Origin of the sequence: Nocardiopsis endophytica (genome assembly GCF_027706725.1) — a bacterium.
GTDB lineage: Bacteria > Actinomycetota > Actinomycetes > Streptosporangiales > Streptosporangiaceae > Nocardiopsis_A > Nocardiopsis_A endophytica.
On the sequence record NZ_JAQFWQ010000177.1, the window covers coordinates 1 to 9,764 of the forward strand.

Below are 9,764 nucleotides of genomic sequence, written 5' to 3' on the forward strand. Positions count from 1 at the left end.
GGGAAGCCGGGGTAAAAACGGACAGAATAAGCCCGACTTCCCCGAGATCAACGACGAGCACTCCTGCGTGTCCGCGCACCTTCCAGGGCCGCACGGAGACCGCGCGGCGGGTGACGCGCCTTTGTTCACCGGACCGTTCTCCTCTCCGGCGCCCGTACCCGCCCATCGCATGATTCGATGGGGCGAACGGAGAAATATGAGGACGGTCCCGCCCGGAGCGCTGTCGGCCCGGGCGCGACCGGCCCCGAGCGAACAACGGCGATCGATCGCAAGGGAGCGCCAGTGCCGGCCGACACCCCCATCATTCCGCAGCCGGAAGCGACCCCCGAGGCACTGCGGGAGGCGGTGTCCGTCCTCGCGCCCGAGCGGCTGGGGGAGTTCCAGCGGGAGCTGTCCAGGGCCGAGGCCGACCAGCGCGCCTCGCCGGGCATGCAGCCGTTGCGGGTCTTCTCCGCCAAGTGGTCGCAGTTCGCGGCCCTGCACCGGTTCCCCGAGCGCAGCGAGCGCATGCGCAGCCTGGAGGCCAGCCTCGCCACCGAGGCCGACCCGGCCAAGAGCCGCGAGGCGATCCGGGCGATCTCCGACCTGCTCGCGGAGGTCGACGCCGAGATCACCTTCGGTGCCCGGAGCGCCCGGCCGAACGCCCACTGAGCCCCGGGGAGGCGGGACGACGCGCCGCCCCGGCCGGGCGAGGGCCTGCGACGCGCTCCTGACGAGTCCGGCGACGTGCCGGTCCCTCCGGTCCCTCCGCTCCCTCCGGTCGTGCAGGGAGCGCTCCGGCGATCCTGCGCGGTGGAATGGACGCCCTGAGCATGATCAGGTGTCGGTTCCACCCCGCAGGATGACCGGGGCCCCGGACCGCGCCCTGAACGTCCGAAATGAATGCGCCACCGTCGAGATCATCACCGGGAAGGCCGGTGCCCCGGATCGGCGGACGCGACCGGCGCCGGATCGCGCCGTGGCCGACGCGGAGTGCCGGGGGAGCGGCGGGCAGCGGCGTCGACGGCCCCCACCCCGACCCCGACCGGCGTCACAGAACGCGTCGTCGGATTGTCGTTCTAGGGACGGCATCCCGCGACGGGGTGCCCGGCACCCCTACCCCCTCGCGGAATCGGAGACGCCGTGTTCGCCGCCTATGCCACGGTCACCGTCCTCGGAGCGCTCTTCAACGGCGCCGCCGCCGTCGTCTACCTGATCGGACACGAGTACCCCAAGACCCAGGCGGACATGAAGGGCGTGCCCCGGACCTGGGTGCCGGTGCTGGGCCTGCTCCTCGCTGCGGGCGCCGTGGGGCTTCTGGCCGGATTCGCCGTGCCGCTCCTGGGCGTCCTCGCCGCATCGGGCCTCGTGCTCTACTTCATCGGCGCGATCATCGCCCACTTGCGCGTAGGGTCCCGCGATATCGTCGGGGGGATCGTGTTCCTCGCGATCGCGGTGGCCGCGCTGGTCCTGGGCCTCCTCGTCCACGGCGCCGGGTGAGCGCACACGGACGGGGGAGCGGGCGGCCCGGTCGGCCCTGCGCGCCCCTCAGACCAACCCCGCTCAACACCGACCCCGCTCACACCAGCGCCCGCTCCTGCGCGTAGTGGCATGCGGTCAGGTGGCCCGGCACCCGGGCCTCCAACGGCGGCTCCTCCTCCACGCACCGCGCGCGCTCCCGCTCGCTCAGCTCCGCCGCGAACTTCGGGCACCTCGTCCGGAACCTGCACCCCGACGGCGGCGCCGACGGGCTCGGCACGTCCCCCCGCACCAGGATGCGCTGCCGCCGCCGCTCCTTGCGCGGGTCCGGCAGCGGGATCGCCGATACCAGCGTCTGCGTGTACGGGTGGGCCGCCGCCGCGAACACCCGGTCGGCCGCGCCCGTCTCCACCACCTTGCCCAGGTACATCACCGCCACCCGGTCGGCGATGTGCCGCACCACCGACAGGTCGTGCGACACGAACAGGTACGCCAGCCCGAACTCCTCCTGCAGGTCCTCCAGCAGGTTGATCACGCCCGCCTGGATCGACACGTCCAGGGCCGACACCGGCTCGTCCAGGATGAGCGTGCGCGGCCGCAGCGCCAGCGCGCGGGCGATCCCGATGCGCTGGCGCTGCCCGCCCGAGAACTCGTGCGGGTACCGCGCCGCGTGCTCCGGGCCCAGCCCCACCGTCCGCAGCAGCCGCTCCACGTCGGCCGCGCCGCCGCGCTCCCGGTACAGCCCGTGGATGCGCAGCGGCTCGGCCACGATCTCGGCCACCGTCATGCGCGGGTCCAGCGAGGCGAACGGGTCCTGGAACACGATCTGCATGTCCTGGCGCAGCCGGCGCAGCTCGGCCCGGGGCAGCGCGGCGATGTCGGCGCCCTCGAACTCCACCCGGCCCGCGTCCGGGACCAGCAGCCGCAGCAGCAGCCGCGCCGTGGTCGACTTCCCGCAGCCGGACTCGCCGACCAGCGCCAGCGTCTCGTGCTCCCGCAGCTCCAGCGACACCCCGCACACCGCGTGCACGTCGCCGATCCGCCGCCGCACCACCCCCTTCGACCGCACGGGGAAGTGCTTGACCAGCCCCTCGGCGCGCAGCAGGGGAGCCGCTGACGGGGCGGGCGCGGGGGAGGGGGCCGCGCCGTGCCGCGCGCCGGGCTCCCCGGAGCGGACGAACACCTCCTGCGGGGTCCGCCCCTCCAGCCGCTCGGCGAAGTGGCAGGCGGCCAGGTGCCCGTCGCCGGTCGCGCGCAGCGGCGGCTCCTCCTCGGTGCAGCGGGCCTCGGCCATCGGGCAGCGCGGGGCGAACGGGCACCCCGGCGGCGGGGCGAGCAGCGTCGGCGGGGCCCCGGCGATCGGCGCCAGCCGCACGCTCCGCCCCTCGTCCAGGCGCGGCTGGCTGCCCAGCAGCCCCAGCGTGTACGGCATCCGCGGGCGCTCGAACACCTCCTCCACCGGCCCCTGCTCCACCAGCCGCCCGGCGTACATCACCGCCACCCGGTCCACGTGCCCGGCCACCACCCCCAGGTCGTGCGTGATCAGCACCAGCGCCGCCCCGGTACGCCGCCGCGCCGCCTCCAGCGCCTCCAGCACCTGCGCCTGCACCGTCACGTCCAGCGCGGTGGTGGGCTCGTCGGCGATGATCACGTCCGGCTCGTTGGCCATCGCGATCGCGATCACCACCCGCTGGCGCATGCCCCCCGACAGCTCGTGCGGGTAGCTGCGCACCCGCTCCTCGGGCCGCGGGATGCCCACCGCCGCCAGCAGCTCCACCGCCCGCGCCAGCGCCTCGCGCTCGCCCACGGCCCGGTGCGCCCGCACCGCCTCGGCGATCTGCCGCCCCACCGTGTACACCGGGTTGAGCGAGGTCAGCGGGTCCTGGAACACCATGGCGATGCGCTCCCCGCGCACCCGGCTCAGCTCCTCGTCGCCCAGGTGCAGCACCTCCCGCCCCGCCACCCGCGCCGACCCGCTCACCTGGGCCCCGCGCGGCAGCAGCCCCATGACCGCCAGGGACGCCACCGACTTGCCCGACCCCGACTCGCCGACGATGCCCAGCGCCTCCCCGGGCCGCAGCTCCAGGCTCAGGCCCCGCACCGCCCGCACCCGCCCGTCCTCGGTCGGGAAGGACACGTGCAGGTCCTCGATCCGCAGGACGGCCCCGCCCTGCCCCACCGCTCCGGCCACCGCTTCCTCCGCCGTCATCCGCGCACCATCGCCTGCCGGGGGTCCAGGGCGTCCCGCAGCCCGTCCCCGATGAAGTTGATGACCAGGGCGATCAGCACGATCGTCAGGCCCGGCGGGTAGAAGAGCCACGGCCGGGTGAACGCCGCCGTCTTGGCGTTCTGCACCATCAGCCCCAGGCTGACGTCGGGCGCCTGGATGCCGAACCCGAGGAACGACATCGCCGCCTCCACCAGGATCGCGACCGCGATCAGCAGGGTGGCCGCCACGATGATCGGCCCGGCGGCGTTGGGCAGCAGGTGGCGCAGGATGATACGGGCGTGCGAGGCGCCGGCCGCCCGCGCCGCCTCCACGAACTCCTGCTCGCGCAGCGACAGCACCACCCCGCGCACCACCCGCGAGATCGGCGTCCAGGAGAACGCGGCGATCACCAGCGCCACCCCGTACCAGGTGGTGCCGCCGCGCACGTTCCCGCCGACCGCCGCCACGACCACCAGCAGCGGCACGATGAGCAGCACGTCCACCAGGCGCATCATCACCGCGTCGACCCACCCGCGGAAGTACCCGGCCACCGCGCCCCACACCGACCCCAGCACGGTGGCCAGCACCGTGACGGTGAAGGCGACCTTGAGCGTCTGCTGCACCCCGCGCATGAGCTGGCCCAGCACGTCGTTCCCGGCGCTGGTGGTGCCCAGCGGGTGCGCCCCGCTCGGCTCGGCGCTGCTCGGGATGTCCGGGGAGACGGTGTGGTCCCACTGCCACAGCAGCGGACCGGCGAAGGCGAAGAGGGCCAGCGCCGCCAGCACCGCCAGGCTCGCCACCGCCGGGCGGTGCCGGGCGAACCGCGCCGCGATGGTGCGGAGCTGCCCCCGCGGCGCGGGCGCCGCGCCGCCGGTGCCGTCGGCGCCTCCCGCGCCCGTGATGCGCTCACTCATAGCGGATCCTCGGGTCCAGGACGCCGTAGAGCAGGTCCGCGGCGAGGTTGGCGAGCACCACCAGCGTCCCGGCCAGCATCAGCCAGCCCATGAGCACGTAGGCGTCGCTGGTGCGGATGGCCTCCACCAGCAGGGTGCCCAGCCCCCGCCACTGGAAGACGGTCTCGATGAGCACCGTCCCGGCCAGGATCTCGGCGATGGTCACCGCCGCCACGCTGGTGAGCGGGATGAGCGCGGTGCGCAGCGCGTGCCGCCGCATCACCGTGCGCCGCGGCAGCCCCTTGGCGTGCGCCAGGCGCACGTAGTCGCTGTTGAGCACCTCCAGCATGGCGGTGCGCTGGTACCGGCTCCAGGCGGCGTACCCGGTGAGCATCAGCGCCAGCGTCGGCAGCACCAGGTGCCCTCCGGCGTCGGCGATGCGCTCCCACAGGCCCATCCCGCGCGTGTCGGCCGAGCTGTCGCCGATCGTGTAGAACACCGTCGTGCCGAGCCGCCCGTTGGCCCACACCCCGGCCTCCTTGATCAGCGCGCCCAGCCAGAACGTGGGCATGGCCAGCGCCAGGAAGCCGATGAAGGTCAGCGTGTAGTCCAGCGCCGAGTACTGGCGCATGGCGCTGACCACCCCGGTGGCGACCGCAAGCCCCAGCGCCAGCAGCACGGCCGCGGCCACCAGCCGCAGGGTGACCCCCATCCGCGCGGCGACCTCGGCGCCCACGTCGAAGGCGGGGCCGCGCACCGAGGGCCCGAACTCGCCCCGCAGCAGGCCGATGTCGCCGTTGCCGCCGATCCCGGTCAGCCACAGCCAGTACCGCTCGTGCACCGGCCGGTCCATGTACAGCCGCTCCCGCTCGGCCTCGATGATCTCCGGCGACGGCGGCGGCTGCTGCACCATCAGGTCGGCCAGCGGGTCGCCGGTGACGTCGATCAGCAGGAAGGACAGCAGGGAGGCGGCGAGCAGCACCGGCACGGTGACCAGCAGCCGCCGGATCACGAAGACGAGCATGGCTCCGCTCCCGCAACGCCGTCGTCAGTTCCCCGCCACGCCCCATTGGCCGATGTTGTAGGTGGCCCGCAGGCTGTGCTGGCGGTTGTCGCGGATGTTGACGAACCCGTCGGTGACGAAGGAGTAGCGCGGCTCGTCGACCAGCGGCAGCACGTAGGCCTCCTCCACCACCTGCCGCCCCGCCTCGTTGGCGGCCGCGGCGGCCTCCTCCAGCGTGGTGGCGCTGCCCATCCCCTCCAGGGCCTCGTCCACGTCCTCGGAGTCCAGCCCGCCGAAGTTGCTGCCCGACCCGCTGTGCCACTGCTGGCCGGGGTTGATCACGAACCAGGGGCTTCCGCTCCAGCCGAACTGGACGATGTCGTAGTCCTGGTCGCCCAGCACCCCGCCCAGGTCGTCGATGGTCTCGATCTCGGTGGCCACGCCGATCTCCTCCAGCTGGGACTGGATGATCTGCAGCGAGTCCTGGCGGACCTGGTCGGCGGTGGCGCGCAGCCGGAACGGCCCCACCTGCTCGCCGTCGCGCATCAGCGTGCCGTCCGAGATCTCGTACCCGGCCTCCTCCAGCATGCGGGTGGCCTCCTCGACGTCCCCGGTGCCCTGCGGGGAGTCGGCGTACAGGTCCTCGTGGTAGGGGCTGTCGGCGGAGAAGGTGTGGTTGGTCTTGCGCTGGACGTCGGGGAAGGCGGTGCCGTAGCCGCGCTCGGCGATCTCCTGGGCGTCGATGGCGGTGAAGACCGCCCGCCGCAGCTCCACGTCCTGCAGCCACTCGTTCTCGGTGTTCAGGTCGATGTGCTCCCAGCTCGCGCCGGGCCCCACGTCGACCGAGACCGAGGGCATGCCGCGCATCTGCTCGATCACGTCGTTGTTGATCTTGGCGGGGCTGCCGCCGTCGATCTCGCCGTTGGTCAGCGCCGGGACCCAGGTGTCCTCGGCGTCGTTGAACTGGATGACGACGGTGTCCAGCGTGGGCTGCACCTCGCCGTACCAGTTCTCGTTGGGCTCCATGATGACCTGCGTCTCCAGGTCGCCCTCGACGATCTTGTAGGGGCCGCCGGAGTACTCGGGCACGGTCTCGTTCAGCCACTCGAAGTAGGCGCCCACGTCCTCGGGCTCCTCCAGGTCGTAGCCCTGGTCCTCGGCCAGGTGGGCGGGCAGCAGGCCGCCCGCGATCTGGTGCGCGTCGAGGAAGCCCTGCCACTCGGGGTTGGACCGGCCCTCCTTGAGGGTGATCGTGACGGTCCTGCCGTCGTCGGAGGCCTCCATCTCCTCCACGTCGTCGTAGATGCCGGGCTGCCGGGAGCGGCACCCCTCGCACCAGCCCTCCTCGTCGCTGGTGGACATCTTGACCGTGGCGATGAAGTCGTCGGCGCCGATGGGCGTGCCGTCGTCCCAGACGGCCTTGTCGTTGAAGGTGAAGGAGAAGGTGAACGGGTCCTCGGAGACCAGTTCCGGCTCCTCGGCCAGCAGGTCCATGTTGAACTCGTAGGTCTCGCCGTCGGGCGACCACTGGCCGGTCCTGGGCAGGATGCCGGAGAGCATCTGCAGCGTGTACACGCTGCCGCCCTCGGGGGAGACGGCCGTCCAGGCGCCGGGGAAGTCGCTGACCACCCAGGTGATCTCGCCGCCGTCCGCGGCCTCGCCGGAGTTGCAGGTGTTGGGCTCGGCCTCGCACTCCTCCCAGACGCCTCCGGCGCCGGTCCCGCCGTCGCCGCCCCCGCCGCCGGTGCACGCGGTCGCGGCCAGGGCGAGCGCGGCCAGGGCGGCCGCCGGGCCGGTGAGTCTCGAACTGTTGCGCACGGTCGCCATCCTTCTCCTCGCCGGACGTGCACCCGGGGGCGGTGCGCCGGAACCGGGCGGGCGGTCACCGACAGCAGAACACCGGGGACGGTGCGGATATAAGACCGTGCGTGCGATTTGTGACGAACCTGAAACCGCATTCTTCGTGAAATGTCCCGACCGGGCGCAGGGGTGGAGGCCGGGCGTTTCGGGAGGGGTGTGCGGTGCTGATTCCGCAGTTCACACCGGATGCGGTGTTTTGCGGAATTCAGGGCATCCGCCCATTTGGGGAAGGCCGGGAAAATCGGGGAGGGGGTCGCCGCGTGTGGCCGGTGGTGCGGCAGGGAAAGGCGTTCTGTGGAGGGGAATGGGCGATGGAAGAAGGGGCGGGCGCATTCGCGCCCGCCCCTTTCCGTTCCGGCTTCTCGTGCCGGCTTCCCGTGCTGGTTCCCGTTCGGTCCGTCGGGCTCAGCCGCGGCCGGGCCGGTCGTGGCCGTAGCCGTGGCCGCCGCCCTTGCCCGGCTTGCCGTACCAGCGCCTCTGCTCCTTGCGGTCGGTCTTGGCGTCCCCGCTCAGCGGGCGGAACCGGACCACCTGCGGGTCGTGGTCGCTGACCTGGTCGTGGAACTCGGAGTTGAGCCGCACGATGTCCAGCCGCGCCCGGCCGGCGAGCGCGCCGGAGACCAGCATGTGGTCGAGCGCCTGGGAGTTGCCGTCGTAGACGTAGGTGTAGCGCTCCTCGGCGGGCAGGTCCTCCATCGGGTTGTGCAGGGCGCCGCCGTCGGTGAGCGTGCCCAGCGTCTCGGAGAACCAGAAGTCGTTCAGGTCGCCCACCACCAGCACGTTGGCGTCCGGGTTCGCCGCCTGCAGCTCGTCGACGAACGCGCGCACCACCTCCGCCTGGGCGTGCCGCTGCACCTCGGAGGACCGCTCCGGGGGCTGCGCGGTGCCGTGCAGCGCCTGGTCACCGCCCTTGGAGGCGAAGTGGTTGGTCACCACGAACACGGGCCGCCCCTCGAACGAGAACTCGCCCACCAGCGGCTTGCGGCTGTCCTCCCAGGCGGCGTCCTTCGGGGCGATCCGGCCGGGCGACACGCTCAGGCGCGTCCCGGCGCCCTCGCCGACCACCTCCACCGGTGTGGTGGCGTCGCCGCCCGGCCGGTCGGTGAAGGACACCCGCTCGGGGTCGAACAGCAGCGCGTTGCGGATGTTGCCGCCCGGCTGCCCGCCGTCCCGCTTGTCCTCGGGGTCGATGAGGCGCCACTCGTAGGAGGGGCCTCCGGCGGCCTCGACGGCGCCGGTGAGCATCTCCAGGGTCCGCTCGGCCGACACGGTGCCGTCGTCCGCCGGGCCGCTGTCGTCCTGGACCTCCTCCAGGGACACGATCGCCGGGGAGGCCAGCCCTTCGGCGATCCCCTCGCCCAGCCGGTCGAACTTGGCCCGGTCGTCCTCGGGCGACAGGTTCTCCACGTTGTAGGCGGCCGCCGACAGCTCCCAGTCCTCGGCGGGCTCGGCGGCGGTGCGCTCCAGGCCGTTGTCGACGTGCGCGCCCAGCTCGGTCGCCTTGAGCACGTAGCCGCCGAAGCGCGTGTAGTACAGCGGCCCCTGCGTGGTCCCGGCCAGCTCGTCGCCGGTGTCCACCTCGGGGAAGGGGCGCTCGGAGAAGGGGATGAGCGACTCGACCTTCAGCCGCCCGGAGTTGGGGTCGTCGTAGCCGCCGTAGACGGTGCCGCCCCGGGGCGAGGCGTTCCGCCCGGGCTCGGTGGTCACCCACAGCCCGTTGTAGGCGTCGGTCGGGCCGACGGTGCGGGCGTCCTCCACCCGCACCACCATGTGCTCGCGGGACTCCCAGTAGTCCAGGGCGAACGCGCCGGGCTCCAGGTCGTAGCCGCTGATGTCGTCGCCCTCGGGGGCGTACTCGGCGGGGACGGTCCCCGGCTCCAGGACGACCGCTCCCGGCACCTCGGCCGTGCCGGTCACCTCCCAGGAGGCGTCGGCGATCTGGGTGACGGTCTGCAGCCCGTCGCCGGGGGAGTACTCCTGCACCCGGCCGCCGACGGCGACCGTGTCGCCCGGGGCGACGTCGGGCGTGGTGCGACCGGTGAAGACGAACAGGGCCTCGCTGGTGCGCGGGTCGCCGTCGCCCTCGGGGTCCTGGAACCAGAACCCGCGGGCCGACCCGAAGGCGTTCACGGCGGTGACGGTGCCGGTGACGCCCGCGACCTCGCGCCCGTCGAAGGGGGAGAGGCGGGTGGTGCCCTGGATCTCGTGGATGCGCGGCGCCGCGTCGGCCTGTGCGGCGGCGCCGCCGGAGGCGGCGAGGGCCGCGGACAGCGCGACGGCCGCCAGGGGGCGGGCGCTGCGGGGGAGGGGGAGGCGGGGTGTGGGGGCCCCTCCGATCGGC

Annotated in this window: 7 protein-coding genes; 2 read left to right on the top strand and 5 right to left on the bottom strand. The window is 73.3% G+C overall.

What is annotated here, in order from left to right:
• Positions 1–282 precede the first annotated feature (282 nt).
• Together O4J56_RS31250 and O4J56_RS31255 are read left to right on the top strand one after the other, a co-directional pair.
• Positions 283–651 (top strand): DUF6247 family protein, encoded by a 369-nt coding sequence (locus O4J56_RS31250; RefSeq protein WP_270690789.1) that lies wholly within the window; start codon positions 283–285, stop codon positions 649–651.
• 471 nt (positions 652–1,122) lie between these two features.
• Positions 1,123–1,479 carry a DoxX family protein gene (locus O4J56_RS31255; protein WP_270690790.1) on the top strand — a complete coding sequence of 119 codons (357 nt, stop codon included), beginning with the start codon at positions 1,123–1,125 and terminating at the stop codon, positions 1,477–1,479.
• Positions 1,480–1,558: 79 nt separating this feature from the next.
• Here the strand turns inward: O4J56_RS31255 and O4J56_RS31260 are convergent, their stop codons facing one another.
• The 5 genes from O4J56_RS31260 to O4J56_RS31280 form a co-directional block, all read right to left on the bottom strand.
• Complete coding sequence (locus O4J56_RS31260) at positions 1,559–3,667, bottom strand: ABC transporter ATP-binding protein (RefSeq protein ID WP_270690791.1); 2,109 nt, start codon at positions 3,665–3,667, stop codon at positions 1,559–1,561.
• Positions 3,664–4,581: an ABC transporter permease gene (locus O4J56_RS31265; RefSeq protein WP_270690792.1), complete on the bottom strand. Its 918-nt coding sequence runs from the start codon at positions 4,579–4,581 to the stop codon at positions 3,664–3,666. The genes O4J56_RS31260 and O4J56_RS31265 overlap by 4 nt, the downstream gene beginning before the upstream one ends.
• The gene (locus O4J56_RS31270; RefSeq protein ID WP_270690793.1) at positions 4,574–5,584 is read right to left on the bottom strand and encodes an ABC transporter permease; all 1,011 of its coding nucleotides are present in this window, start codon (positions 5,582–5,584) and stop codon (positions 4,574–4,576) included. Before O4J56_RS31270 ends, O4J56_RS31265 begins: the two co-directional genes overlap by 8 nt.
• A 24-nt stretch (positions 5,585–5,608) precedes the next feature.
• Positions 5,609–7,390: an ABC transporter family substrate-binding protein gene (locus O4J56_RS31275; RefSeq protein WP_270690794.1), complete on the bottom strand. Its 1,782-nt coding sequence runs from the start codon at positions 7,388–7,390 to the stop codon at positions 5,609–5,611.
• Between the two features lie 438 nt (positions 7,391–7,828).
• Positions 7,829–9,760 carry an endonuclease/exonuclease/phosphatase family protein gene (locus tag O4J56_RS31280; protein ID WP_270690795.1) on the bottom strand — a complete coding sequence of 644 codons (1,932 nt, stop codon included), beginning with the start codon at positions 9,758–9,760 and terminating at the stop codon, positions 7,829–7,831.
• Between the last annotated feature and the right edge of the window lie 4 nt (positions 9,761–9,764).